We start from the raw sequence: 25,626 nt of genomic DNA, 5'->3' as shown, positions 1-25,626 counted from the left end.
GATGACGAAAGCGAAATGGGCGCTCGGCGCCTCGATCCTGATTTTCCTAGCGGCCGGAACCGTCCCGGCGATGGCCGCCGACGCGCCCGATCGCGATTTTTCGGCCCCGTCGCAAACGGTGCCCGAAATCCTGTCAGCGAAGCAGAAGCAATTTTACACACAGGTGCTGACTGCTATTCGTGGTCAGCGCTGGGCCGATGCCAAATCGATGCTCGACGGCGCCGAAAACGGCCCGCTCAACGACTTCCTGCGCGCCGAATTGCTGCTCGCGGCGAACAGCCCGCGCGCCGAAGTATCGGACCTGATGCCGGTTCTCGCACGATCGCCCGAACTGCCGCAGGCCGACCGCCTCGCAAGCCTTGCCGCGAAACGCGGCGCCACCGACGTCCCGGTCCTGCCCAACCAGAACCGCCTGAGCTGGTCGGGCAGCGCCCCGCGCCGGCTCGGCGCCGACAGCGTGGGCGGCGATCCCGTCGCCGCCGGCCTTGCGCGTACCATCCCCGATCGTATCAAGAACGACGATCCCGCCGGCGCCGAGGCGCTCTATGCTGCGGTCGCCGACAAGCTGACGCCCGAGGCGCGCGACGAATGGCGGCAGAAAATCGCATGGTCCTATTATATCGAAAATGACGACGCCAATGCGCTGCGCCTCGCGATGGAATGCAGCGCGAGCCAGGGCGCCTGGCCGGTGCAGGGCGCGTGGGTGCAGGGCCTCGCTTCATGGCGCCTGCGCGACTATCGCACCGCGCTCGTCGCTTTCGACCGCGTCGCCAAGGAAGCCCCCGACAGCGAGCAGCGCGCCGCCGCTTATTATTGGGCGTCACGCGCGGCCATCGCATCGGGCGAGCCGCAGCTTGTAGAACCGCGCCTGCGCGCCGCGGCGAGCAATGAGGAAACCTTCTACGGCCTTCTCGCCGCCGAAACGCTGGGTCTGGAAACCAATATCCAGCGCGAGAATGTCCGCGCCGACCGCAGCGCCTTCCGCGCGCTCGAAGAACTGCCCAATGTCCGCGCCGCCGTCGCGATGGCCGAGATCGGCGAGGACGGCTACGCCGACACGCTGCTGCGCCAGCAGGCGCGCATCGGCGATCCGCGCCAGCACGAACAGCTTATTGCCATGGCGCAGGCGCTCAGCCTGCCCGAAACCCAGCTTTATCTGGCCCACAACACGCCGCAGGGCCGCAAGCTCGCCGCCGCGACGCGCTATCCGCAGCCGCGGTGGGAGCCCAATGGCGGTTGGAAGGTCGATCCGGCGCTGGTCTTTGCCCACACGCTGCAGGAATCGCGATTCCAGCGCACGGTGGTCAGCCCCGCCGGCGCCTATGGCTTGATGCAGGTGCGTCCCGGCACCGCCAAGGATCTGGCGCGGTGGCGCGGCGAAAGCGTCAATCCCGCCGACCTGCGCATCCCCGCGGTGAACATGGATTTCGGCCAGAGCTATTTGCAATATCTCAGCAAGGATTCCTCGACCGGCGGCCTGCTGCCCAAGGTGATCGCGGCTTATAATGCCGGCCCCGCGCCGGTCGCACGCTGGTCGACCGAAGTGCGCGACAATGGCGATCCGCTGCTGTTCATGGAATCGATCCCCTATTGGGAAACGCGCGCCTATGTCGGCATCGTGCTGCGCAATTACTGGATGTACGAAGCCGAACAGGGCAAGCCGTCGGTCAGCCGCGCCGCGCTTGCGCAGGGCAAATGGCCGCGCTTTCCGGACAGCAAGGACCGGGTGCGGCTGACCTACGCCGGTCCCGCCGGCCTCGCCAATGCCGATTGAACCCGCGCGCCCGTTCAAGCCCGTTCGCATCGCCATCCTGACGATTTCCGACAGCCGCAGCACCGACGACGATACATCGGGCGACAAGCTCGTCGAACTGCTGACCGGCGCGGGGCACGAGCTTGCGGCGCGCGCGATCATTCGCGACGAAACCGATCTTATCGTATCGCGGCTGCACAACTGGATCGATGACCCCGCGGTCGATGTCGTCATCACCACCGGCGGCACGGGCCTGACCGGCCGCGACGTGACGCCCGAGGCGCTGCACCGGCTCGACGGCAAGGATATTCCCGGCTTCGGCGAACTGTTCCGCTGGATCAGCTTTCAAAAGATCGGCACCTCGACGATCCAGTCGCGCGCCTGCGCCGTCGTCGCGCGCGGCACCTATATCTTTGCGCTGCCGGGGTCGACCGGCGCCGTCACCGACGCTTGGGAGGGCATTTTGGAAAGCCAGCTCGACAGCCGGCACCGCCCCTGCAACTTCATCGACCTGATCCCGCGATTGATGGAATAGCGGAAATGTCGCCGCCGGCTTCCCGCGGGCGACGATATTTGTTCTTTATATGTTCTCAACATTCCACTAGATTACGGCAGTGGAATCGATCCGTCCTCTTGCCCCGATTTCGGGCCGCGGCGCCCCGACCAATCTCCGCCCGACGCGGACCGGATCGCTCGACCGCGCAGCCGACGGCGACTGGCTCGACACGGCCGAAGACATCGACGGCGCCGCGCCGGCGCTGCGCACCACCGTCACCGTCGAACATCCCAGGACGATCATCGCGCGCAACAACTCGCCAGACATCGGTTTCGACCGTTCGATCAATCCGTATCGCGGCTGCGAACATGGCTGCATCTATTGCTTCGCGCGCCCCACCCACGCCTTCCACGACCTGTCGCCGGGGCTCGATTTTGAAAGCCGGCTCTTTGCCAAGCCCGATGCCGCCGCCTTGCTCCGCAAGGAACTGGCCAGGCGCAGCTATGTGCCCGCCCCGCTCGCCATCGGCACCAACACCGACGGCTATCAGCCGATCGAGCGCGAATGGGGCGTGACGCGTGCGGTTATCGAGGTGCTGGCCGAAACGCGGCATCCGCTGATCGTCACGACCAAGTCCGATCGCATCCTTCGCGACATCGATCTGCTCGCCGACATGGCGCGCGACAATCTGGTCGGGGTCGCGATTTCGGTCACGACGCTCGACCCAACAGTCGCCCGAACGTTGGAGCCGCGCGCGCCGCATCCACAGCGGCGGCTCGCGGCGATCCGCAAGCTGATCGACGCGGGCGTCCCGACGCAGGTCAATATCTCTCCGATCATTCCCGCTGTTACCGATCACGAGATAGAGGCGATCATGGATGCAGCGGCAGCGGCCGGCGCGATCCGCGCCTCCTATATCCTGCTCCGCCTGCCGCACGAGGTCGCGCCGCTGTTCCGTGCCTGGCTCGACGCCCATTATCCCGATCGCGCCGCCAAGGTGATGCACATGGTGCAGGACATTCGCGGCGGCCGCGACAATGACCCCGAGTATTTTTCGCGGATGAAGGGACGCGGCGTTTGGGCGCAGCTCATCCGCACCCGCGTCAAGCGTGCCGCGCGCGAACATGGCCTCGACAAAAGCTTTCCGCCAATCCGCAGCGACCTGTTCAGGCCGCCGGAACGGGACGGACAGATGGAGTTATTCTAGGGTGAGTATCGTCATTGCGAGGAGCCGAAGGCGACGCGGCAATCCAGTGTGGTGGAACCAACCTGGATTGCTTCGCTCCGCTCGCAATGACGACGCGTGTTTCTTTGGCGCCCCTTACGCCCCCACCAGCGACTTCAGCTTGTAATCCTTGTAATCGTCGCGGATCTGGCGCTTCAGGATCTTGCCCGTCGCGGTGTGCGGCAGTTCGTCGACGAAGACGATCTCGTCGGGCAGCCACCATTTGGCGACCTTGTCCTTCAGATAATCGAGGATACCCGCTTCGGTCGCCTCTGAACCGGGCTTCCGGACGATCAGCAGGATTGGTCGCTCGTCCCATTTGGGATGAAACACGCCGACCGCAGCCGCCTCCTGAACCCCGGGCGCGCCCACCGCGGCATTTTCGAGTTCGATCGACGAAATCCACTCGCCGCCCGACTTGATGACATCCTTCGCCCGGTCGGTGATTTGCATGACCCCGTCGGGATGGATCACCGACACGTCGCCGGTGTCGAACCAGCCGTCGCCGTCGGCGGCATCGGCGTCGGCCTTGAAATAGCGCTGGATGATCCATGGTCCGCGGCATTGCAGCCGCCCGCTCGTCACCCCGTCGCGCGGCAGGACATTATCCTCCTCGTCGACGATGCGCAGTTCGACGCCAAAGGGCGGGCAGCCCTGACGGCAGACGATATCGACACGCTCGTCGAAGCTCATTTCGTCCCAGTTCCACGGCCGCTTGCCCATCGTTCCGATCGGCGAGGTTTCGGTCATGCCCCATGCGTGGCCCACGTCGATACCGGCCTTCATGAAGCGCTCGATCATCGCACGAGGCGCCGCCGACCCGCCGATGATGACGCGGTAAAGCTTGCCATAGTCGATCCCGGTCGCATCCATATGCGCGAACATCGCGAGCCACACCGTCGGCACGCCGGCGCTGTGCGTCACCCCTTCGGCGTGCATCAGTTCGCAGAGCACCTGCGCATCGTTGGTCGCCGAAAAGACGAGCTTCGCCCCAACCGTCGCGGCGGCGAAGGGGATGCCCCAGCTGTTGGCGTGAAACATCGGCACGATCGGCAGGATGACGCTGCGGTTCGACATGTCGAACACGTCGGGTTGAATCTCGGTGATCGCATGGATGACGTTCGAGCGATGTTCGTAGAGTACGCCCTTCGGATTGCCCGTCGTCCCGCTGGTATAGCAGAGGCCCACCGGATCGCGCTCGTCGAGATCGACCCATTCGAAGCTGCCATCCTCGGCCTCGATCAGATCCTTGTAGGACAGATAGCCGTCGCGTGCAGGCGCATCGAACAGCACGAAATGCTCGACGGTGGGAAGCTGATCGCGCAGCCGTTCGACGATCGGCAGAAAGGCCGCGTCGAAGAAGAGAATGCGGTCCTCGGCGTGGTTGACGATATAGACAAGCTGTTCGTCGAACAGCCGTGGATTCACCGTGTGCAGCACCCCGCCCATGCCGGCGGTCCCGTACCAGCTCACCAGATGATGGCCATGGTTCATCGCGAGCGTCGCGATGCGGTCGCCCTTCGTCATCCCCAGCCGCGTCATGGCGGCAGCGAAGCGGCGGGCATCCTTGCCGACCTCGCCCCAGCTCGACCGCGTCATGCTGCCGTCGGCCCAGCGCGAGACGATTTCGCGTGCGCCATGTTCGCGCGCCGCATGATCGATCAGGCTTGTAACGAGCAGCGGCTGGCCCTGCATTCCCATATGCTTCTCTCCCGTGTCTTTCGTCAGGGATAGGGCCGGAAATGCGCGGCGCGCAAGAGGGGGCGGGCCTAACGGACGCGAAAATCGCGCGGCGGAACCAGCGAAAGCGCCACTTCGGTTACGCCTGCAACCATTTGGAGCCGCGAGACGGTGTCTGGGCCGAGCGCGAAGCCGCGTCCCAGCTCGATCCGGATGTCCTCGCCCGTCAGCGGATCGGTCGTCGCTACGATCACCCGCCCGCGCGCATCCTCGCGCCGTTCGAGATAGCGGAGCATCTCGCCCGGCGCCTCGGTCAGTTCGACGCGGCAGTCGAGTTGCAGCGCCGCACTCGCCGCAATGTCGGCGAGCGACTGCGCCCCGCGCACCGTCACGCGCGGCGTTTCCTCACCCTCCAGCAGATCGAGCTCGACGTTGAGCAGGGCGCAGCCGCCGTCGGCCGCCAAGGCCTCCAATATCTTGCCGGCCTGCTCGTCGAAGCAGCTCGACTGAAATTGTCCGCTGCGATCCGACAGCGTTAGGTTGAGAAAACGGTTGCCACGCTGCGACACGCGCGGGCGCGCGCTTTCGACCATCGCCGCCATCACCATCGGGATGCGCGTTCCGGGCGTCATGTCGACCGTTTCGCAGATATCGCCATAGGTCCGCGCACCGCGCGCCGCGATCACCGCTTCATATTGTTCGACCGGATGCGCCGAGAAATAGAAGCCGAACGCATCCTTCTCCTTCGCCATCCGCTCGGCAAGCGTCCAGGGTTCGGCGGCGGACAGCTGGAGCACCGGCGCGATCGCGACATCGCCGCCGAACAGCCCGCCCTGCCCCGTCGAGCGTTCGTGCGCCGAACTATTGGCGCAGGCCAGAAGCGCCTCGGCCCCGGCGAAGGCGCGCGGGCGGTCGGGCTCAACGCAGTCGAACGCGCCGCCCCCCGCCAGCGCCTCAATCTGGCGGCGGTTGAGCAGCTTGGGGTCGATGCGCGCCGCAAAATCGTCGAGGCTCGCAAAATCACCCTTGGCTTGCCGCTCGGCAACCAGAGCCTCCATCGCTTTTTCGCCCACACCTTTGAGCGCGCCGAGTGCATAGCGAACCGCCAGCCCCTCTTCACTGCGCCCGACCGAAAAATCGGCCTCGCTGTCGTTGATCGAGGGCGGCGCGATCGCGATGTCGAGGCGGCGCATATCGTCGATGAAGATCGACAATTTGTCGGTCTGATGGCTGTCGAACGACATCGACGCGGCGAAGAATTCGTGCGGATAATGCGCCTTCAGCCACGCCGTCTGATAGGAGAGCAGCGCATAGGCCGCAGCATGGCTCTTGTTGAAGCCATAGCCTGCGAATTTGTCGATCAAGTCGAACAGCTCATTCGCGGCCTTGGCGTCGATGCCATTATGCTCGCCGCAGCCTTTAACGAAGGTATCGCGCTGCGCGTCCATCTCCGCCTGCACCTTCTTGCCCATCGCGCGGCGCAACAGGTCCGCGCCGCCGAGGCTGTAGCCGGCGAGGATCTGCGCCGCCTGCATTACCTGTTCCTGATAGACGAAGATGCCGTAGGTTTCGGCGAGGATGCCTTCGAGCAGCGGGTGCGGATAGGCGATCGGCTCGCGCCCGTTCTTGCGCGCGCCGAACAGCGGAATATTGTCCATTGGCCCCGGCCGATACAGCGCGACGAGCGCGATAATATCCCCGAAATTGGTCGGCTTCACCGCCGACAGGGTGCGCCGCATCCCTTCGGATTCCAGCTGGAACACCCCGACGGTGTCGCCGCGCTGGAGCAGCTCATAGACCGCGGGATCGTCCCAGCCGAGCGTGTCGAGATCGACATCGATCCCGCGCAGCGCGAGCAGGCGCCGCGCTTCCTTGAGCACCGACAGCGTCTTGAGGCCAAGAAAGTCGAACTTCACCAGCCCCGCCGTCTCGACATATTTCATGTCGAACTGCGTGACCGGCATATCCGAGCGCGGATCGCGATAGAGCGGGACAAGCTGGTCGAGCGGCCGGTCGCCGATCACGACCCCAGCCGCGTGGGTCGAACTGTGTCGCGGCAGGCCTTCGAGCTGGCGCGCCATATCGAACAGGCGGCGCACCCCATCATCCTGCTTATATTCGGTCATCAGTTCGCTGACGCCATTCAAGGCGCGTTCGAGCGTCCAGGGATCGGTCGGATGGTTCGGTACCAGCTTCGCCAGCCGGTCGACCTGACCATAGCTCATCTGGAGGACGCGGCCGGTGTCCTTCAGCACCGCGCGCGCCTTCAGCTTACCGAAGGTGATGATCTGCGCGACGGTGTCGCGGCCATATTTCTCCTGCACATAGCGGATCACCTCGCCGCGGCGGGTTTCGCAGAAGTCGATGTCGAAGTCGGGCATCGACACGCGCTCGGGGTTGAGGAAGCGTTCGAACAGCAGCCCGAGTTTCAAGGGATCGAGGTCGGTGATCGTCAGCGACCAGGCGACGAGGCTGCCCGCACCCGATCCACGCCCCGGCCCCACCGGAATATCGTGCGCCTTCGCCCATTTGATGAAGTCGGCAACGATCAGGAAGTAGCCGGGAAAGCCCATCTGCGTGATGACGTCGACCTCGAAGTCGAGCCGCTCGACATAAGCCTGCCGCTCTTCCTCGCTAAGGTCCGGATAGAGCGCCAGCCGTTCGGCCAAGCCCGCGTGGGCGTCGGCCTTGAGCTGCGCCGCCTCGCCCTCGCGGTCGCCCGCAAGACTCGGCAGGATCGGTTTGCGCTTGGGCGCCATGAAGGCGCAGCGCTGCGCGATCACCAGCGTGTTGCGGATCGCTTCGGGCAGGTCGGAGAAACTGTCCTCCATCGCCTCGGCCGATTTCAACCAGGCTTCGGGGTTGGAAGCGCGGCGATCCTCGCTTTCGACATAGGCCGACTGCGCAATGCACAGCATGGCATCATGCGCGGGGTGGAACTGCGGATCGACGAAATTGGCGGGATTGGTCGCGACCAGCGGCAGCGCGCGGGCATAGGCCAATTCGATGAGCGCTGCCTCGGCGGCCTTTTCGGTTGCATCGCCCCGCCGCGACAGCTCAACATACAGCCGCCCGGCAAACAGCGCCTCCAACTGCTCGACATACTCGTCGGCGGCCGTCTTCTGCTCGCCGGCCAGCAAGCGCGCGAGAGCGCCCTCGCCGCCCCCGGTCAGGCAGATCAGCCCGTCGGTCTTGCCGGCGAGGTCGGACAGCAGCACATGCGGCTCCTGCTCGACCGGTCGGCCGAGATGCGCCGCCGACACCAGCGCGCACAGATTGTTGTAGCCCGCATCGTCCTGCGCATAGAGCGCGATCCAGTCGATCAGCGGCGCGCCGCTCGCCAGCCGCTGCCCCGGCCGCGCCACGCTCAGCAGCGCACCGACGATCGGCTGGATGCCCGCCGCCTTGCACGCATCGCCAAAGGCCATGACGCCGTACAGCCCGTTGCGATCCGCGACCGCAATCGCCGGAAAGCCCCGCTCCCGCGCCGCCTTCGCGATCGCCTTGGGCTCGATCGCCCCCTCCAGCATGGTGAAACTGGAAAAGACGCGCAGGGGAACAAAGGGGCTATAGGCCATTTGATTACGCTAACGTGACGATGGCGATTCGACCATGACCTCGTTTCACAAAATCGTCATTGCGAGCGCAGCGAAGCAATCCAGACTAGGCGTAAACCGCTCTGGATTGCTTCGCTGCGCTCGCAATGACGGTCGATTGACCGCCAATATTGCTGCTAACCCAGCAATTCCTCGATCTCTTTCCGCAACTGCTCGGGCTTCGTCATCGGCGCGTGGCGCGAGACGACCTTGCCGTCGCGGTCGACCAGGAATTTGGTAAAGTTCCACTTGATGCCGCTGCCGAGCAGCCCGGTCTTTTCCTTCTTCAGATGCTTGAAGATCGGATCGGCGTCGTCGCCGTTGACATCGATCTTCGCCATCAGCGGGAAGCTGACATCATAGGTCAGCGAGCAGAAATTCTTGATTTCTTCCGCATCGCCGGGCTCCTGTGCGCCGAACTGGTTGCAGGGGAAGGCCAGAACCTCGAACCCTCGATCCTTGTAATCGCGGTAGAGCTCCTCCAGCCCTTCATATTGCGGGGTAAAGCCGCATTTGGAGGCGGTGTTGACGATCAGCAGCACCTTGCCCTTGTAATCGGCCATCGCCTGCGATCCGCCGCCCGGCAGTTTCGCTGAGAAATCGTAGAGCCCCATTCGCTTTCTCCTCACTTCGTCCCCACCCGCTTGCGGGAGGGGCAGTGAGAGTTGCGAGCTTGCTCGCTACTCGCAACGGGGTGGGTTGAACCAAATCGTCACCAGCCCACCCCGCTGCGACTAGGTTCGGCTATACCGAACCAAGTCTCGCTGCCCCTCCCGCAAGCGGGCGGGGTAAAAAAACCTACGCCTCGATCTGTCCTTCGTGCAAGCGCCACACGCGATCCATGCGCGCCGCCAGTCGTTCGTTGTGCGTCGCGACCAATGCGGCCGAACCATGATCGCGGACCAGCTTGACGAACTGGTCGAACACGCGGTCCGCCGTCGCTTCGTCGAGATTGCCGGTGGGTTCGTCGGCGAGCACGAGCAGCGGCCGGTTCGCCAGCGCGCGCGCCACCGCGACGCGCTGTTGCTCGCCGCCCGACAGCTTGCTCGGCTTGTGGTGCAGACGCTCGGCGAGCCCGAGGCGGCCGAGCAGGTCGGCGGCGCGCTCTTCGGCTTCTGCCTGGCGCGCGCCGCGAATGAGCTGCGGCAGCACGACATTCTCAACCGCGCTGAAATCGGGGAGCAGATGGTGGAATTGATAGACGAAGCCGATCTTCTCGCGCCGCGTGGTTGTCCGCGCGCCCTGATCGAAGCGCGTCACATCCTCGCCATCGATGCGGATCGTGCCTTCGAAACCGCCTTCAAGCAGGCCGACCGCCTGCAGCATCGTCGACTTGCCCGATCCCGACGGGCCGAGCAGCGCGACGATTTCGCCGCGCTTCAGCGCCGCATCGATGCCGCGCAGCACATGGATGGTAACGTCGCCCTGCGTAAAGCTGCGCTTCAGGTCGACAAGTTCCAGGACGACATCATTCATAGCGCAGCACCTGCACGGGATCGGTATTCGCGGCCTTGAGCGCCGGATAGAGCGTCGCGAGGAAGCTGAAGACGATCGCCATCACCGCAATGCCGACGATTTCGAACGGATCGGGCTTCGACGGCAATTCGGTCAGAAAGCGGATCGACGGATCCCACAGTGGCTGCCCGGTGAGGAACTCCGCCCCGCGCAGCACGCCGGCGCGGAAGTAGAGCAGGCTGAAGCCGATAATCATGCCGACAATGGTTCCCGCGACGCCGATCGACAGGCCGATCGCCATGAAGATGCGCATCACTGCATCGCGCGGCGCGCCCATGGTGCGCAGGATCGCCATGTCGCGCGTCTTGGCGCGGACGAGCATGATGAGCGAAGAGATGATGTTGAAAGCGGCAACGAGCACGATCAGCGACAGGATCACGAACATTGCGACGCGCTCGACCGACAGCGCCTCGAACAGGCTGCTGTTCATCGATCGCCAGTCCGAAATCACCGCTTGCGCGGCGACCTTTTCGGCCAGCGGCTGCAATATCTCGCCGACCTTGTCGGGATCGGTCGTCTTGATCTCGATCATCCCGACCTGATCGCCGGTGAGCAGCAGCAGTTGGGCATTCTCCATCGGCATCACGACATAGGCCTTGTCGAAATCATAGACGCCGATCTCGAAGATCGCCGACACGCGATAGGCAATTTCGCGCGGCACGGTTCCGAACGGCGTCGACCGGCCTGCGGGGTTGATGATCGTGATCATCGACCCGACTGTCGCGCCCAGATTGCGCGCCAATTCGCTGCCGATGGCGACATTGTCCGTCCCCGGCGTCAGCGAATCGAGATTGCCCTGCAACACCTTGCCGTTGAGCACGCCGTTGCCGCGAATGTCGGCGACGGTCATCCCGCGCACCAGCACCCCCTCGACGCGCCCGTTGAAGGTGGTGAGCAAGGGTTGCTCGATCAGCGGGGTCGCCGACACGACGCCCGGCGTCGCCTTCACCTCCTTGAGCAGATCGCGCCAGTCGTCGAGACGGCCGCCAAAGCCCTGCACCACCGCATGCCCGTTCAACCCGACGATCTTGTCGAACAGGTCGGAGCGGACGCCATTCATCACGCTCATCACGATAACCAGCGCCGCGACCCCCAGCATCACCGCGGTAAAGCTGAACGCCGCCGCGACGAAGATGAAGCCTTCGCCGCGTTGCGGAAGCAGATAGCGTTTGAAGATGGCGCGTTCGTAAGGACGCAGGATCATCGGGCGGACGCCCCTTCAGGCGCGGTGCGCGTTGCGGTCATGCCGCCGCTTTAGGGGGCGTCCGGGCCGCTGGCAATGGCCACCGTGGGGCGCAATTCGCTGCGAACGATTCGCAGAATATGTTGCCGAACGGCCACAGGACGGTGCAAAAGCGCCGCAGCCTGTCGACGAATGGGTGACAAAGCCCGGCGCGGCGCATAGCCCAATGGCTTCTGGTTCAACGCGGCGCAAGGCCCGGTTCCAGGGAGTGCAGGCCGGTCGCCTGGCCTGTGCACAAGGGGGATGGCGACGTTCGTCACAGGCGCCCGGGTCTCGGATGAGGCCCGGGCGTTGTGATTCCCGGCCATCGTGACACCGGGCCATCGTGATTCCGGACCCTCGCGCCGCCCTCACTTCCGCCCGAACAGCTTCTCCACATCGTCCATTGCCAGCTTCACCCAGGTCGGACGGCCGTGATTGCACTGGCCCGAATGGGGCGTCACTTCCATCTGGCGGAGCAAGGCGTTCATTTCGGCGACGTTAAGCGGACGCCCGGCGCGCACCGACCCATGGCAGGCCATCGTCGCCGCCACGAGTTCGAGTCGTTCGGACAGACCCAGCGCGGCGTCATAGCCCGCGAGATCGTCGGCGATATCGGTGACGAGCTTGTGGCAGTCGATCGCACCCAGCATCGCGGGTGTCGCGCGCACCATCACCGCCGCGGGACCGAAGCGCTCGATCTCGACTCCCAGCGCGGAAAGCTGCGCCGCCGCCGCTTCGAGGCGGTCGCACGCCGGCTCGTCGATCTCGACGACCTCGGGCAGCAGCAAGCCCTGCGACGGCACCGCCTGCCCCGCCATGCCGCGGCGTAATTGTTCGAGCACCAGACGCTCATGCGCCGCATGCTGGTCGACGATGACCAGACCGTCCTCGGCCTCGGCGACGATATAGGTGTTGGCAATCTGTCCGCGTGCGATTCCGAGCGGATGGTCGGCGGCCACCGGCGGCGGCGCCTCGGCCACTTCGGCGCGGCCCGCGATCGGCGCGGACGCGCCCGCAAAGGGCATCATCCGGTCATAGACGCGCGCCGCATCGGCGGGGGGCGGCGCGACGTCCGCGCCGAACAGATGCACCGCGGGTTCGCTGCGCTGGCCGAACAGAAAGCCGCTCGTCGGCGCTGGCGCTGCCGGCTCCTGCTGCCACGCCGCGAGCGCGGCTTCGGCAGGGCGCTGGACGCTGCGAAACCCCTGTTCGTCGAGCGCGCGGCGCAACCCGCCGACGATCATCCCGCGCACAAGCTGCGGATCGCGGAACCGCACTTCAGTCTTCGCCGGATGGACGTTCACATCGACCTCGCTCGTCGGCAGATCGAGGAAGAGCGCGACGACCGGATGGCGATCACGCGCGAGCAGATCGGCATAGGCGCCGCGCAATGCCCCGACGAGCAGCCGGTCCTTCACCGGACGGCCGTTGACAAACAGATATTGATGGTCGGCGATGCCGCGGTTGTAGGTGGGCAGGCTGATCACGCCGCCGAGCCGGACCTCGCCGCGCTCGACATCGACCCCGATGCTGTTTGCCGCCAGGTCGCGCTGGGTCAGTGCCGCGACACGGCTGAGACGATCCTGGCCGCCCTGCACGTCGAGCACGCGGCGCCCGTCATGCTCGACCGTAAAGCCCACGTCGGCACGCGCCATCGCCAGACGCTTCACGACATCGAGACAGGCGGCATATTCGCTGCGTGCGCTGCGCAGAAACTTGCGCCGGGCAGGCACGCGCGCGAACAGATCCTCGACCATCACCCGCGTGCCCTTGGCGAGCGCCGCCGGCCCTTCGGCGACGAGGCTGCCATTGTCGATCACGCGCCGCCACCCGTCCCCGCCCGCGACGCGGCTTTCAAGCGTCAACCGCGCAACGCTGGCAATCGACGGCAAGGCTTCGCCGCGAAAGCCCATCGTCGTTACATCCTCGATCGCATCGGTCGGCAATTTCGATGTCGCATGGCGCTCGAGCGCGAGCGCCATGTCGGACGCGGTCATCCCGCACCCATCGTCGTCGACTTCCAGCCGCAGGATTCCGCCCTCGGCGATTCGCACCGCAACGCGAGTCGCCCCCGCATCGAGGGCGTTTTCGACCAGTTCCTTGAGCGCTGCGGCGGGTCTTTCGACCACTTCACCGGCTGCGATCCGATTTACTAGCTTTTCCGGCAGGCGGCGTATTGACATGGGGGCTGTCCTAGCGCAGTCGGACGCAAATCGCGACCCATCCGCTCAGCCCTGATCATTTTGTCCAGCCACCCCGTCCGGGAAGAGCCGGAATCTCCCCCTGATTGGTCCTGTGCCGGTAGGCGCGCGGGTTCACATTCGATGGCGGCAGGCCCAGACCGACCCGGCTGGCAGGTGCCGATGACAGGAAGCAGTATCGATGTCCTTCTTTTCCCGTTTTCTGAAGTTCAATTCCCAAGACATGGCAATCGACCTCGGCACCGCGAACACGGTCGTTTACGTTCGCGGCAAGGGCATCGTGCTCAATGAGCCGTCGGTCGTCGCGGTCGAAACGCTGAACGGGATCAAGCGGGTCAAGGCGGTCGGCGACGATGCCAAGCTGATGATGGGCAAGACGCCCGACAGCATCGAGGCGATCCGCCCGCTGCGTGACGGGGTCATCGCCGACATCGATGTCGCCGAACAGATGATCAAGCACTTCATCACCAAGGTGCACGGCGGCAAGGCCAACGCGTTTCGCAGCCCCGAAATCGTGATTTGCGTACCGTCGGGTTCGACCAGCGTTGAACGCCGCGCGATCCGCGACGCCGCATCGAACGCCGGGGCAAGCCAGGTGTGGCTGATCGAAGAACCGATGGCGGCCGCAATCGGCGCCGACATGCCGGTTACCGAACCGATCGGGTCGATGGTCGTCGACATCGGCGGCGGCACGACCGAAGTCGCGGTGCTCTCGCTGCGCGGCCTCGCCTACACTACCTCGGTCCGTGCCGGTGGCGACAAGATGGACGAAGCGATCGTTTCCTATGTTCGCCGACACCATAACCTGCTGATCGGCGAATCGACCGCCGAGCGGATCAAGAAGGATTTCGGCATCGCGCGCGTGCCCGCTGATGGGGTCGGCATGACGATCCACATCAAGGGCCGCGACCTCGTCAACGGCGTGCCGAAGGAAATCTCGATCAATCAGGCGCAGATCGCCGAAGCCCTGTCCGAACCGATCGGCACGATCGTCGAAGGCGTGCGCATCGCGCTCGAAAACACCGCCCCGGAACTCGCGGCCGACATCGTCGACCAGGGCATCGTGCTGACCGGCGGCGGCGCTTTGATCCGCGAACTCGACGAACTGCTGCGCGACGCAACCGGCCTGCCGGTGACGGTCGCGGAAGATCCGCTGACCTGCGTCGCGATCGGCACCGGCCGCGCGATGGAGGATCCCGCCTTCCGCGGCGTGCTGCAGCAAGCCTGATCGCGGACAGACGGTCCATGGTTCGCCCGGCACATCGGCGTCCGGGGCAATCCCGGAAGGCCCAGTACAGCCTGTTCGCCGCCTATGTTATTGCGATAACGGGCGCGCTTGCGGGGCTATTGCTGGCGATCCTTTCGGTCGCCGACCCCGTCGGCTTTGCCGCCCTGCGCGTCGCCAGTCAGGAAATAACCGCGCCGATCGCGCGCGGCACGCGGTCGGTGATCGGGTCGATCTCCGGCGTCGACGACACTGTGTCGGCCTATGTCGGCGCGGGATCGCAGAACCGCCGCTTGCGCAAGGAACTGGCCGAGGCGCGCCGCCGTCTCGTCGCGACCAGCGCGCTCGAAGAGGAAAATCGTCAGCTCAAGTCGCTGCTCGGATTGCAACAGACCGATCGCTCGGCGCTCGCCCATGGCTATCTGCTCACCTCGACCTCGACGAGCAGCCGCCGCATCGCGCTGCTCAGCCTGGGGCGCAACCGGGGTGTTTCGGCGGGCCAGCCGGTACGCGGTGCCGACGGCCTGATCGGCCGCGTGCTGACCGCCGGACCGTCGGTGTCGCAGGTGCTGCTCCTTACCGACGTCGAAAATGTCGTGCCGGTGCGCCGCGCGCGCGACGGCCTGCCGGCGCTCGCAACGGGACGCGGCAACGGCGATCTCGACGTCCGCACGCTCAACATCGCGAACAATCCCTTCAAGCCCGGCGACATCCTCGTGACGTCGGGAACCGGCGGCCTTTATCCGCCGAACATTCCGGTCGCCATCGTCGTGCGGCGCCAGGACGATGGTGCGCTCGCGCGTCCGCTTGCCGACCCGGCAAAGGTCGATGCGGTGGCGGTGCTGCGCCCCTATACGCCCGATAATATCGAGGCGCAGGCCGTGCCCGCCCAATCCTCCACGGCGGCCGGCGAGCCATGAACCGGCACGGGCAGCGGATCGGCGAACCAGCCTCGCGCTGGCGGATGCAGATCGTGCCGATCGCGACGGTGATGATCGCGTCGGCGCTGCCGTTGATGCTGCCGCTCGTCGCCAGTTCGCCCGTGCTGCCCCCGCTCGGCCTCCTCTTCTTCCTGAGCTGGCAACTTCTGCGCACCGAAATGTGGCCGGTGTGGATCGGCCTGCCGCTCGGCCTGTGGGACGATCTGTTCAGCGGCGCGCCGATCGGCACCGCCATCGCGCTGTGGACCGCCGCGAGCATCGCGATCGCCTATCTGTCGCAGCGCATCTATTGGCGCGGCTTCCTGCACGACTGGGCGATCGGCGCCCTGCTCGTCGCCGCTGTTCAGGCGCTTGCGGTGCTTATCACCTTTCCACACGCTCCCGCCGGGCATATGCTCGGCCTTGTCCTGCCGCAGATCATCATTTCGGTGCTGCTGATGCCGCTGTTCCTCCGCCTGACCGGCAAGTTTGACAATTTCCGTCTCAAGCGCCGATAATCGCCCGCCTCCGCCTTAGCCTTCGCCCCAGATTGCCAACGAATTTCCGCTTTCATGTCCCGCAAGAAAAGTCCGCCCATTACCGAAACCTGGAGGGGCCTCACCTTCACGCGCCGCACCCTTGTCGTCGGCGGCGGACAAATCGCCGTGGGCGCCGCGCTCGCGACGCGGATGGGCTATATCTCGATCATCGACAATGATCGCTACGTCCTCGAATCCGAAAGCAACCGCGTCAATCTGACGCTCATCCCCCCGCGCCGCGGCTGGATCGTCGACCGCCACGGCAAGGCGCTTGCCAACAACCGCGTGTCGCTCCGCATCGACATCATTCCCGATCGCATGCACAGCAAGGAACTGGTTCTGGGCCAGCTCCGCACGCTGTTGCAGTTCGACGGCGACGCAATGGCGCGCATCGAACGCGACCTCAAGGCGGCATCGGGATTCCAGCCGGTTGCGGTTGCGGAGGACGTGACCGAGCAGCAATATGCATCGATCCTCGTCCGCCTCCCCGACCTGCCGGGCATTGCCCCGACGCGCGGTTTTGCCCGCAACTATCCCACCGGCGCCGCGGTCGGCCACCTGATCGGCTATGTCGGCGCCCCGACCGCCGAGGAATATGAAAAGGTCAAGAATCCGCTCTTCATCACCCCCGGCTTCAAGACCGGCAAGGACGGGCTCGAGAAATATTTCGAGGAACTGTTGCGCGGCAAGGCCGGCGCCAAGCGCGTCGAAGTCACCGCGCGGGGCAAGGTCGTGCGCGATCTCAGCACCCAGCCCGATACGCAAGGCAAGACCGTCCACCTGACCATCGACGCCGATCTGCAGGAATATGCCGCGCGCCGCATGGGCCCCGAATCAGGGGCGGCGGTCGTCATCGACTGCCTCAATGGCGACATCCTCGCCTTCGTCTCGATGCCGTCGTTCGATCCGAACAGCTTTTCGGACGGGATCAGCAATGCCGAATATGGCTGGCTGCGCGCCGACGACCACCAGCCGCTGATCAACAAGGCGACCCGCGGCCTCTACCCACCGGGATCGACGCTGAAGCCGATGGCCGCGATCGCCGCGATCGAACATGGCATGGACCCGAGCGAGCGCCACACCTGCATCGGCGGCTATCGCCTCGGCAACCGTTTCTTCCGCTGTCTCGGCACCCACGGCAGCGTCGACATGCCGACCGCGATCATGAAAAGCTGCAACAGCTATTTCTATTGGGTCGCCGACCGGCTGGGCTATGACGCCATCGCGCCGACCGCGAAGATGATGGGGCTGGGCGAGGAATTCCAGCTTGCCGGAAGCAACCAGCGTTACGGCACCATCCCCGACAGCGCGTGGAAGATGAAGAAATACGGCCAACCCTGGTCGGCGTCCGATTCGCTGAATGCGGTGATCGGCCAAGGCTATGTCAGCGTGAATCCGCTCCAGCTCGCCGTCATGGCGTCACGTATCGCCTCGGGCCGCAAACTCTACCCGCGCCTCGTCAGCCGGCAATTCTCGAACGAGCCTTTGCCCTTCTCGGCCGAGGCCTTCGCGACCGCGCGCGAGGGGATGAACCGCGTCGTCAACGCCCCCGGCGGAACCGCGGGGCGCAGCCGCCTGCCGCTCGACGGTATCCAGATGGCGGGCAAGACCGGCACGGCACAGGTTCGCGGCCTCAACACCGGCAACGGCAAGGGCGGAACGTGGAAATTTCGCGATCACGGCCTGTTCATCTGCTTCGCGCCGGTTGAAAATCCGCGCTATGCCGCGTCGGTCATCATCGAACATGGCATGGGCGGCAGCCGCGCGGCTGCGCCCGTTGCCAAGGACATCTTCACCTTCCTCTACGACCGTGAAAAGGCGATGGAGGCACTGACCGCCTTCGAGGCGGGCTGGGGCGGCACGATCAAGGAGCGGATGGACCGCGACTATGCCGCATGGAAGGCGGGTATCGCGCGCCCCGATCCGGGGCTCGCGCAATGATCCCGGTTCCGCCCGCCGTCCAGCGCATCCCCTGGAAGCTGATCGCGCTCCTGTCGGCGATCACCGGCTTCGGCCTGCTCGTTCTCTATTCGGCCGCTGGCGGCAGCGTGACGCCCTGGGCGCTGCAACAGGGGGTGCGCTTCATCGTCTTCCTGCTCGTCGCGCTCGCAATCGGGCGCATGCCGATCCGCATTTTCGAGGATTTCTCGTACCTCGGCTATCTGGGCGTCGCGCTTCTGCTCCTCGCGGTCGAGGCGCTCGGCTTTGTCGGCGGCGGCAGCCAGCGATGGCTCAATCTGGGTTTCATGAACCTCCAGCCGTCGGAACTGATGAAGGTCGCGATCGTCCTCGCCCTCGCGCGCTTCTACGCGCAATTGCCGCCGGGCAGCACGCGGACCTTTAACGCCTTGTGGCCCGCGCTGGTGATGATCGGTATCCCCGCGGCGCTCGTGATGCTCCAGCCCGACCTCGGCACGGCGCTGGCGATCTGCGCCAGCGCGGCGATCGTGATGTTCGTGTCGGGCCTTCCGCTGTGGTGGTTCGGCAGCGCCGCGCTCGCGGGACTGGCCGCGCTGCCGATCCTCTTTTCGATGCTGCACGACTATCAGCAGAAGCGCGTCCTGATTTTCCTCGACCCCGAAAGCGACCCGCTCGGTGCCGGCTATCATATCAGCCAGTCGAAGATTGCGATCGGATCGGGCGGCATTTTCGGCAAGGGCTTCCTCAACGGGTCGCAAAGCCACCTCGACTATTTGCCCGAAGGCCATACCGACTTCATCTTCGCGACGATGTCGGAAGAATGGGGGCTGGTCGGCGGGCTGTTGCTGCTCCTCGGCTTCTTCTTCCTGCTGCGCTGGTCGACGCGCGTCGCACTCAATGCACGGACGCGCTTCGGCCAATTGACCGCGACGGGCCTCACCATGACGATCTTTTTCTATATCGCCATCAATCTGGGGATGGTGATGGGGCTGGCGCCGGTCGTCGGCATCCCGCTGCCGCTCTTCTCCTATGGCGGATCGTCGATGCTGACGATCATGACTTGCATCGGCATCATCCTCGCGATCGAGAATGACAGCAAGAAGCGGCACAGCCGGCTGAGTTGACGACGGCAGCGACGCAGCGACCGCGCGTGCCGCCTATTCGTGCCGCAGCGCGTCGATCGGATCGAGCTTCGACGCCCGGCGCGCCGGATAATAGCCGAATGTAATCCCCATCAAAGCGGAGAACAGAAAACTCATCACATTGACGACCGGATTGAAGATGAAGGGCACGTCGATCGCGCTCGCCATCCCCCAGGACAGGATAAAAGCGAGCGCGATGCCGACCGCACCGCCGAAACAGCACAGCACGACGGCCTCGGTCAGAAACTGGAGCTGCACCTCGCGCGCCAGCGCCCCGATTGCGAGGCGTATGCCGATCTCGCGCGTCCGTTCGGTGACCGAGACAAGCATGATATTCATGATCCCGATCCCGCCGACAAGCAGGCTGATCCCGGCGATCACCGCAACCATCGCGGTCAACGCGCCCGTCGCCGCACCGAGCGCCTGATTGACCTGCGCGGTATCGACGATGTTGAAGTCGTTGGTGGCCGCGCCTTGCAACAGGCGCCGCTCACGCAGCAGGCCGACGAGCGAATCCTGAATGGCGGTGCTGGCGTAGGCGCTGTCATACTTGATCACGAAATATTGGATGTCGTCGCTACCGGTGAACCGGCGCTGCGCCATTTTCAGCGGGACCATCACGACATTGTCGCTGTCCTGATCGGGACCGCCGCCCTCGCCGCGTTCCTTGAGGACAGCGATCACGGTGCAGGACACATTGTTCAACCGAATATTTTCGCCGAGCGGGCTGCTCCCGGCGACGAATATCGCCTTTTGGACCTTGGGCCCGATCAGGCACATATTCTTGCCCGCGCTTTCCTCCTCGTTCGTGAACGCGCGGCCGCTTTCGACCTCGACCGACCGGGCGCGCAGGAAGTCATTGCCGACGCCCTGCACGGTCGTCCGCCAGCTCTGCCCGTTATGAAAGGCCGTGACGCTGGACGACACGCTGCCCGACACATCGACGACGCCGGCGATCTGCCTGCTCACCGCGTCGACATCGGCTTGCTTGAATGGCCGCGGCCTGCCGCGATCGCCCTGCACGGGAAAGACGATCAGCACGTTAGACCCCAGCGAGGATATCTGGTCCTTGATTGATGCGGTGACGCCATTGCCGAGCGTCACCATCGTGATCACCGCCGCGACCCCGATGATGATGCCGAGCGTCGTCAGGAACGAACGCAGCAGATGGCGCCGTATCTCCCGAAAGGCGAGCAGGAGCGTCGCGCCGAACATCAGGCGGGTTCCTCCCTGCGGGTGCGCCGGCCGCGCTCGACCCGTTCGACCAGCCCGTCGCGAAAGCGCACGATGGTGTTGGCAAAGGCCGCCATTTCCTCCTCATGCGTGACCATGAGGATCGTGATGCCCTCGCCGTTCAGGCGCGTGAGCAACTGCATGATCTCGATCGAGCGTTCGGTATCGAGATTGCCCGTGGGCTCGTCGGCGAGCAGCACGTCGGGTTGGGTGACGAGCGCGCGCGCGATCGCCACCCGCTGCTGCTGCCCGCCCGACAATTCGGCCGGCGTGTGATCCGCCCAGGGCGCAAGACCCACCTGATCGAGCGCGCGCATGGCTGCGGCGTGACGCTCGCTCTTCTTTTCGCCGCGATAGAGCAGCGGCAATTCGACATTTTCGACGGCACTGGTGCGGGCAAGGAGATTGAAGCCCTGAAAGACGAAGCCGAGATATCGCCGCCGCAGCAGGCTGCGCTGATCGCGATCGAGCGCCTGCACCTCGACCCCGCGAAAGCGGAAAATCCCGCTCGTCGGGACATCCAGGCAGCCGAGGATGTTCATCGTCGTCGACTTGCCCGACCCGGAAGGCCCCATCACCGCAACGAAATCGCCGCGCTCGATCCGCATGTCGACGCCCTTGAGCGCCTGAAAGGCCGCCTCGCCCCGGCCGAAGGTCTTCGTTATCCCTTCGAGTTCGATCAGCGGGATCTCGGGGGGCGTCACTGGCCCGTCGCCCCCTTGCCCGTCACCACCTTCATGCCGGGCCGCAGCCCCTTGGCCGTCACCGCGGTCAGGCGGCCGTCGCTCTGCCCCGTCACCACATCGACGGGCTTCAGCATCCCGTCGGCCTGAAGCACCCAGACGCGCTGCTGGCTGCCCACGCCGATCGTCGCGCGCTGTTCATTCTTTTCCAGCCCGATTTCGGGATTGAGTACGCCGGCCTTTTCCTTTTCCTTCGCATCGGGCTGAAAGCGCAAGGCCCCGTTCGGAACCAGCAATTGTTTGGCCGTGCTGCCCGTTGCGATGGTCGCCGTAGCGGTCATCCCCGGACGCAGCAGCCCGTCGCCATTGGCCACCGCCAGCCTCGCCTCATAGCTGACGACCGCATTGGCGGTTGCGGTGGCCGTCTGCTGGCTCGCCTGCGAAGCGGTGTTGCTCGACGCCTGATCGACGCGCTCGACGACCGCGGGAAAGCGGCGACCGGGATAGGCATCGACCGTAAAATCGGCCTTCTGTCCGGTCTGAACCTGTCCGACGTCGGCTTCATCGATCTCGACGCGAAGCTGCATCGCGGACAGATCTTCGGCGATGATGAAGAGGGTCGGGGTGTTGAAGCTTGCCGCGACAGTCTGCCCGGGCTCGACCTGGCGCGCGAGCACGACACCAGAAACGGGCGAACGGATCACCGCGCGGTTGCGGTTGGTCACCGCCGACGACAATTGCGCCTCAACCGCGCGGACATTCGCCTGCGCCGCGGCAACGGCGGCGGTATCGCGCTTCACCGCCGCGCGGCCCTGATCGAGTTCGACCCCGGAGGGAACCTTGCCGCCCGAGATCTTGAACACATTTTCCAGCCGCGCGAGCTGCGCCTTGTCGACGTCCAGCGTCGCCTGCGCCTGCGCCACCTGCGCGCGCGCCGCGTTGAGATTGGCCTCGGCCTGGGTGATCTGGTCCTCGATCACGTCGGTGTTGATCTGGGCGAGGATCTGCCCCTTGGAGACGCGATCATTCACATCGACATAGATGTGATCGATCTTGCCTGACACTTCGGACCCGACCTCGACCTGATTGGTCGGCCGCAGATTCCCGGTCGCCGTGACGCTGAGCGTCAGCGACTTCTCGGTCACCGGCTCGGTGATATATTTGGCCTCGCCCTTCCCGCGCGAACAAGTCGCCATCGCCAGCAATATGACGAGTATCAGCGCCGCGGGCAGCCAATATTTCATCCAGCGCCGCCACTTGGGACGCGGCTTCGCGCCAAGAAAATCCTCGAGTTCCTGCGGCGCAGTGCCGGTATCGGTCATTCGCTAGTCCCCTGTGTCCGAACGCCGGCATCCGGATCGAAATTGGTCCCGTCCCAACCGCCGCCAAGAGCCTGGTTGAGGCTGATAAAGGCATTGGCGCGCTCGGCCTCGCTCGCCGCCAGCGCGTTGCGTGCCGACAGCAGCTGGTTCTCCGCGGTCAGCAAAGTCTGAAAGTCGATCAGCCCCGCCTGATACTGGCTCCGCGCCAGCAGCGCGGCGTTGCTTGCCGCATCGCGCGCCGCTGCGAATAAGCCCACGCGTTCGCCCGCCGCGCGCTGGGCCGCGGCAGCGCTCTCGACATCTTCCAGCGCGGCGAGGATCGCCTTTTGCCATGCCGCAAGCGAAGCCTGCGCGGCTGCATTGGCGGCGTCGACACCCGCGCGCGCGCGGCCGCCGTCAAAGATCAGCTGGCTGATCCCCGCAAAGAGCCGCCCGGTTATCACATCGAACAGATTGCCGATCCCGAACGAGGCGGTGCCGAGGTTTCCGGTGAGGTTGACCAGCGGCAGCATCTGCGCGCGTGCAACGCCGATGCGCGCCGTGTCGGCGAGCAGCGTCGCTTCGGCCTGGCGGACGTCGGGGCGATGGCGCAGCACCGCAGCCGGCGCATCGAACCCCACCGCATCCGGAGGGACCGGAATTGCCCTTGCATCACCCTCGATCGCCGTCCGTACCGGGCCGGGGGCTTCGCCGATCAGGGTCGAGATGCTGTTCGCCGCCTGCGCGAGATCGCGCTCGAGCGCCGGAATGCTCGCCGCGGTCTGCGCCCGCTGCGCGGCGGCCTGCTCGACATCGAGGCTCGATACCAGGCCGGCTTCGCGTCGCCAGCGCGCGATCTGGAGATTATCGTCCTGAATGGTCAGCGTCTCGCGCGCGATCGCGAGTTGTACCGCGAGCGTTCGCGCCGACACGGTCGTCTGCGCCACCTGTCCCACGATCAGGCGCTGCAGGTCGGCAAGGCCATAGCCGGCGGCGGCAAGATCGGCCCGCGATGCGGCAACATTGCCGCCGATCCGTCCGAAAAGATCGATCTCCCACTGCGCGTCGGCGCCGAGCGAATATTGCAGCCGCTCGTCGGCCAGATCGCCAACATCGCGCTGGACGCCTCCGGATGCCGTGACCTGCGGGAAATAGCCTGCCCGCGCCGCGCGCACGCCTGCGCGCGCCTGCGCCAGGCGGGCCGCCGACTGGGCAATGTCACGATTGTTCGCCAGCGCCTGCGCGACATAGGAATCGACCAGCGGATCGTTCAACTGCGTCCAATAGGATGCCGTCGCGGCGGGATTGCCTCCCGATTCGACCGACCATTGCTCGGGAACGGGAATGCCCGGCCCGGATGGATATTCGGTCGGCGCCGAAACGCAGCCCCCAAGCCCGCCCGCCAACAGGGCTATTGTCAGCCAGCGCCTTCCCGTCTGCATGCGCCCCTCAAAGTCCCACCGCGGATGCAAAATCGCCGCGCTTGCTGGACGGCAGACCATAAATTGCTGGAATGCGCAAGCTTTCGGGCGCCGCGCGAGCGGTCCGATGCCTCCATTTTACTCACTGACGCTCCCCCATGCCCGACATTTCGAGCCGCCGCCGTCCGACGCCCTCAACGCAAATGCCCGATCCCCCGCCCCGCTCAAGCAAGGTAAAATGCCTTTTGCGAAAAAATATTGCCGAAGCCCATTGCCATGCCCGAACGAGCATGATAGCGGGCCGCTCTCTTCGCAGCACAAAGCCTTTGTGGCCGCCGCGAAGTCCGCCGAAAACCGGCACGTGGACGCATAGCTCAGTTGGTAGAGCAGCTGACTCTTAATCAGCGGGTCCTTGGTTCGAGCCCAAGTGCGTCCACCAATTTATCCATATATTTCAACGTATTAAATGGCCGTTGGGCCAACTGGATTTCCGCTCGCAGATCGCTAGGTAGCTCTCTAGGTAGCAGCGGATCCGGCGACGGTTGATCAAGGTATTGCGACGAAAAGCTGGCTCCAGCGTGTGCTCGAGCCTGTCTTGCTCTATCAACACTTGGGGTTCAGTAACCCGGATTGAGAATCGCGGCGTTTTCCGCAGTGCTTCGACAACTGTATCGGTCACTGCCCGCACTCTCGGCATGTGGCGCATGTCCACATGCACACCTATCCAGATGTCTCGAACAAGGTCAGGTCTGTCGGGGTACAGGCGAATTAGCCCGAGCTCCCCATCGGCACGATAGCGGGCGAGCGCCGCAACCCCGGCCCCTGCAAGAGTCGCGTGAACCTGCACTTCGCGGCTGTTGGAGCGAAAACCGATAAGCGCATCGGGAAAGGCATCCCGCAGCAGTCGGGTTAGCCCTGTTTGCCGCGAGAGGCGCCGAACGGGCGATCGGTGCCGGCGCAGGTCCGGTCGCTTCTGTCATCATGGGCATGATAACGGCATGCTTTGGCGGCATCGTCCGTGACACGCTGAGCCAGGAGCGGTCCATCATCTTTTCCTACGAGATCTACGTGACCGCCGCATTGGCCGCTGCAATCACTTTCGTTTGCACCAACGCGCTGGGCATTGACCGGGAAGTCGGCGTGTCCGCGGCATTCATGGTAGGCTTCGCACTGCGCGGAGGCGCAATCAGGTACGGCTGGTCATTGCCACGCTATCGGCCACGCCAAGGCCGCCTCCGCGCGAATGACGGTGCCTGACTGCGGTGTTCGACTGGTCTGGCGATCCAGCCCGGCCGAACAACAACTGAGATTTTCATGATTAATGGACGGAGGAGAGATCCACGGACAGCATATATCGTGTGGTTATAATGTGATAAGTTTTCCGAAACCCCCACCACTATCCCCAATATGGGTCTTGCGACCAGTCGATTGTAGCTCGCGACAAGCCCATTCTGGTAGCCGGTCTGGGCCTTCATCGGCACCCGTTTGTTAGCGTCCGCGCTCGTGGTGTAATTTCCGGTGTAGGCGATGGTGTATTCCGGGGTGGGGCAT

The 25,626-nt window shown here is 64.9% G+C and carries 19 protein-coding genes and 1 tRNA gene; 10 read left to right on the top strand and 10 right to left on the bottom strand.

Going from position 1 to position 25,626, the window contains the following annotated elements:
• Position 1: 1 nt before the first annotated feature.
• The 3 genes from STE01S_RS13210 to STE01S_RS13200 all read left to right on the top strand — a co-directional run bounded on the left by STE01S_RS13210 (position 2) and on the right by STE01S_RS13200 (position 3,456).
• Complete coding sequence (locus STE01S_RS13210) at positions 2 to 1,774, top strand: lytic transglycosylase domain-containing protein (protein ID WP_062768351.1); 1,773 nt, start codon at positions 2 to 4, stop codon at positions 1,772 to 1,774.
• A complete protein-coding gene (moaB, locus tag STE01S_RS13205; protein ID WP_062768348.1) occupies positions 1,764 to 2,288 on the top strand; it encodes a molybdenum cofactor biosynthesis protein B in 525 nt (174 codons plus the stop codon). Before STE01S_RS13210 ends, moaB begins: the two co-directional genes overlap by 11 nt.
• 79 nt (positions 2,289 to 2,367) lie before the next feature.
• Positions 2,368 to 3,456 carry a PA0069 family radical SAM protein gene (locus STE01S_RS13200; protein ID WP_082813332.1) on the top strand — a complete coding sequence of 363 codons (1,089 nt, stop codon included), beginning with the start codon at positions 2,368 to 2,370 and terminating at the stop codon, positions 3,454 to 3,456.
• A gap of 114 nt (positions 3,457 to 3,570) precedes the next feature.
• Here STE01S_RS13200 and STE01S_RS13195 read toward each other — a convergent pair whose 3' ends face one another.
• The 6 genes from STE01S_RS13195 to mutL all read right to left on the bottom strand — a co-directional run bounded on the left by STE01S_RS13195 (position 3,571) and on the right by mutL (position 13,673).
• Positions 3,571 to 5,175 carry a long-chain fatty acid--CoA ligase gene (locus STE01S_RS13195; RefSeq protein ID WP_062768345.1) on the bottom strand — a complete coding sequence of 535 codons (1,605 nt, stop codon included), beginning with the start codon at positions 5,173 to 5,175 and terminating at the stop codon, positions 3,571 to 3,573.
• A 68-nt stretch (positions 5,176 to 5,243) separates the two neighbouring features.
• Positions 5,244 to 8,732 carry a DNA polymerase III subunit alpha gene (gene dnaE, locus STE01S_RS13190; RefSeq protein WP_062768342.1) on the bottom strand — a complete coding sequence of 1,163 codons (3,489 nt, stop codon included), beginning with the start codon at positions 8,730 to 8,732 and terminating at the stop codon, positions 5,244 to 5,246.
• A gap of 155 nt (positions 8,733 to 8,887) precedes the next feature.
• Entirely contained in the window at positions 8,888 to 9,364 is a 477-nt protein-coding gene (locus tag STE01S_RS13185) for a glutathione peroxidase (protein WP_062768339.1), read from the bottom strand.
• 184 nt (positions 9,365 to 9,548) lie between these two features.
• Positions 9,549 to 10,226, bottom strand: coding sequence for an ABC transporter ATP-binding protein (locus tag STE01S_RS13180; RefSeq protein ID WP_062768337.1), 678 nt, complete (start codon positions 10,224 to 10,226; stop codon positions 9,549 to 9,551).
• On the bottom strand, positions 10,219 to 11,469 hold the full coding sequence (locus STE01S_RS13175; RefSeq protein ID WP_058811523.1) for a lipoprotein-releasing ABC transporter permease subunit: 1,251 nt from the start codon (positions 11,467 to 11,469) through the stop codon (positions 10,219 to 10,221). Before STE01S_RS13175 ends, STE01S_RS13180 begins: the two co-directional genes overlap by 8 nt.
• Positions 11,470 to 11,858: 389 nt before the next feature.
• Positions 11,859 to 13,673: a DNA mismatch repair endonuclease MutL gene (gene mutL, locus STE01S_RS13170; protein WP_062768334.1), complete on the bottom strand. Its 1,815-nt coding sequence runs from the start codon at positions 13,671 to 13,673 to the stop codon at positions 11,859 to 11,861.
• 199 nt (positions 13,674 to 13,872) lie between these two features.
• Here mutL and STE01S_RS13165 point away from each other — a divergent pair, with 199 nt between their 5' ends.
• The 5 genes from STE01S_RS13165 to rodA are packed head-to-tail and all read left to right on the top strand — an operon-like array spanning position 13,873 to position 19,419.
• On the top strand, positions 13,873 to 14,919 hold the full coding sequence (locus STE01S_RS13165) for a rod shape-determining protein (protein ID WP_003043744.1): 1,047 nt from the start codon (positions 13,873 to 13,875) through the stop codon (positions 14,917 to 14,919).
• Between the two features lie 17 nt (positions 14,920 to 14,936).
• Positions 14,937 to 15,836 (top strand): rod shape-determining protein MreC, encoded by a 900-nt coding sequence (gene mreC / locus STE01S_RS13160; RefSeq protein WP_062768331.1) that lies wholly within the window; start codon positions 14,937 to 14,939, stop codon positions 15,834 to 15,836.
• Complete coding sequence (locus tag STE01S_RS13155) at positions 15,833 to 16,354, top strand: hypothetical protein (RefSeq protein WP_003043748.1); 522 nt, start codon at positions 15,833 to 15,835, stop codon at positions 16,352 to 16,354. The genes mreC and STE01S_RS13155 overlap by 4 nt, the downstream gene beginning before the upstream one ends.
• A 54-nt stretch (positions 16,355 to 16,408) precedes the next feature.
• Positions 16,409 to 18,316 (top strand): penicillin-binding protein 2, encoded by a 1,908-nt coding sequence (mrdA, locus tag STE01S_RS13150; protein WP_062768329.1) that lies wholly within the window; start codon positions 16,409 to 16,411, stop codon positions 18,314 to 18,316.
• Positions 18,313 to 19,419 carry a rod shape-determining protein RodA gene (gene rodA / locus STE01S_RS13145; RefSeq protein WP_003043754.1) on the top strand — a complete coding sequence of 369 codons (1,107 nt, stop codon included), beginning with the start codon at positions 18,313 to 18,315 and terminating at the stop codon, positions 19,417 to 19,419. Before mrdA ends, rodA begins: the two co-directional genes overlap by 4 nt.
• A 33-nt stretch (positions 19,420 to 19,452) precedes the next feature.
• Here rodA and STE01S_RS13140 read toward each other — a convergent pair whose 3' ends face one another.
• From STE01S_RS13140 to STE01S_RS13125, 4 genes are read right to left on the bottom strand one after another with little or no spacing between them, the layout of a single operon-like run.
• Complete coding sequence (locus STE01S_RS13140; protein WP_062768326.1) at positions 19,453 to 20,652, bottom strand: ABC transporter permease; 1,200 nt, start codon at positions 20,650 to 20,652, stop codon at positions 19,453 to 19,455.
• A complete protein-coding gene (locus STE01S_RS13135) occupies positions 20,652 to 21,374 on the bottom strand; it encodes an ABC transporter ATP-binding protein (RefSeq protein ID WP_062768323.1) in 723 nt (240 codons plus the stop codon). The genes STE01S_RS13140 and STE01S_RS13135 overlap by 1 nt, the downstream gene beginning before the upstream one ends.
• Positions 21,371 to 22,675, bottom strand: coding sequence for an efflux RND transporter periplasmic adaptor subunit (locus STE01S_RS13130; protein ID WP_062768320.1), 1,305 nt, complete (start codon positions 22,673 to 22,675; stop codon positions 21,371 to 21,373). The genes STE01S_RS13135 and STE01S_RS13130 overlap by 4 nt, the downstream gene beginning before the upstream one ends.
• Positions 22,672 to 24,096, bottom strand: coding sequence for an efflux transporter outer membrane subunit (locus tag STE01S_RS13125; protein ID WP_062768317.1), 1,425 nt, complete (start codon positions 24,094 to 24,096; stop codon positions 22,672 to 22,674). The genes STE01S_RS13130 and STE01S_RS13125 overlap by 4 nt, the downstream gene beginning before the upstream one ends.
• Before the next feature lie 342 nt (positions 24,097 to 24,438).
• On the opposite strand from STE01S_RS13125, the gene STE01S_RS13120 reads away from it, so the two are divergent.
• Positions 24,439 to 24,514, top strand: a tRNA-Lys gene (locus STE01S_RS13120).
• Between the two features lie 476 nt (positions 24,515 to 24,990).
• Positions 24,991 to 25,332: a trimeric intracellular cation channel family protein gene (locus tag STE01S_RS13115; RefSeq protein ID WP_246385899.1), complete on the top strand. Its 342-nt coding sequence runs from the start codon at positions 24,991 to 24,993 to the stop codon at positions 25,330 to 25,332.
• Positions 25,333 to 25,626 lie beyond the last annotated feature (294 nt).

This window comes from Sphingopyxis terrae subsp. terrae NBRC 15098 (assembly GCF_001598815.1).
GTDB lineage: Bacteria > Pseudomonadota > Alphaproteobacteria > Sphingomonadales > Sphingomonadaceae > Sphingopyxis > Sphingopyxis terrae.
The sequence above is the reverse complement of the archived record's forward strand: the minus strand, read 5'-3'. Positions and strand labels throughout refer to the sequence as shown.